Genomic DNA, 1,473 nt, shown 5'->3' on the forward strand with positions numbered 1-1,473 from the left:
ATCTCGCCCGTCATCGCAAACATGACGTTGGACGGACTCGAAGCAGCAGTAGATGCCAGCGTGGGGCCGACGCAACGCGCACGCAGAAAGTTCAAAGTCAACGTCAATCGGTATGCGGACGACTTCGTTGTAACCGGGGTATCGAAAGAGATTCTGGAACAGAACGTACTCCCTGCGATCAAGCAATTCCTGACCGTTCGGGGCCTGGAACTCTCGGAAGAGAAAACCAGAGTCACTCACATTGCCGATGGGTTCGATTTCCTCGGGCAGAATATACGCAAATATGGCGGTAAGCTGCTCATCAAGCCGGCCAACAAGAGTGTGAAGGCACTCTTGGAAAAGGTTAGGGAAATCGTGAGGAATAACACGAGTGCCACACAGACGAATCTGATTTTACAACTCAACCCTGTGATTCGAGGTTGGGCCATGTACCACCGTCATGTGGTTTCCAAGTCTCATTTTACGTCGATAGATGCTCACATTTGGCAACTCTTATGGAAATGGGCTATGCGTCGGCATCCCACGAAAGGCACGGGTTGGGTGAAGCACAAATACTTCCACGTAGAGGGACATCGTACTTGGGCGTTTACCGCGCGGACCAAAGCCCGCGGAGTAATTCGGCTGTTCCGAGCCACGATGATTCCAATTGTTCGGCACGTGAAGATACGTGGTCAGGCAAATCCCTTTGACCTTGCGTGGTCGTCCTACTTTGCCCGTCGTCGAACCGCGACCGATGGTTGATTGCCCGGTCCCATCCGATGGGGCTGACGAATGGCTTGAGCCGGATGCGGGGCGACTCGCACGTCCGGTTCTTAGGGGGCGGTGGCGCAGCAATGCGCTGCCGCTACCCGACATCGGCGTGGACGCGGAATCTGGCCTGGTTCACACGGTCATCGGCACAGCTGCCAACGCTCAGGACATCAATACAGCCGAAGCGTTGCTACACGGCGAAGAGGCGGATGTGTACGCTGATGCCGGATATCAGGGCATTCAGAAGCGATGCGTGGACGATTCAGTGCGCTGGCATGTCGCAATGGGACCAGGCAAGCGCAGAAAACTGGACCTGAGTGATCGTCTGGACGCGATATACGATCAGATCGAACGCCTGAAGGCCGGCGTCCGCGCCAAGGTGGAGCATCCATTCCGGATCATCAAGCGACAGTTCGGCTATACGAAGACCCGATACCGGGGCCTGATGAAGAACACTGCCCAGATCACGACGCTGTTTGCGCTGGGCAATCTGTGGATGACGCGTAAGGCACTGCGCAAAGCGTGAAACATGCGGGCGCAGACGCCATGAGTTTCGGCAAACGCACGTTGCCGCGGTTCGAATAAAACTGTGATCGAGGTCCCAGCATCTTCGCCGCCACTACAACGCGGGCAGCAAACCGCGCGACGTGCAGGAAACGGGTTGTGCAGACCTTCCTTAGCGGTTTAAGCTGCTTTCTCTTGCCTACTTCTCTTTGCAGCCGG

Annotated in this window: 1 protein-coding gene and 1 pseudogene; both read left to right on the forward strand. The window is 56.0% G+C overall.

Annotation, left to right across the window (positions count from 1 at the left end):
- A partial coding sequence (locus FSO04_RS45745; RefSeq protein ID WP_267905126.1) for a group II intron maturase-specific domain-containing protein occupies positions 1-741 on the forward strand: 741 nt, incomplete at its 5' end.
- Positions 742-853: 112 nt separating this feature from the next.
- Positions 854-1,276: pseudogene (locus FSO04_RS45750) on the forward strand (transposase); the annotation flags it as partial.
- Between the last annotated feature and the right edge of the window lie 197 nt (positions 1,277-1,473).

Source organism: Paraburkholderia madseniana, from assembly GCF_009690905.1.
Taxonomy (GTDB): domain Bacteria; phylum Pseudomonadota; class Gammaproteobacteria; order Burkholderiales; family Burkholderiaceae; genus Paraburkholderia; species Paraburkholderia madseniana.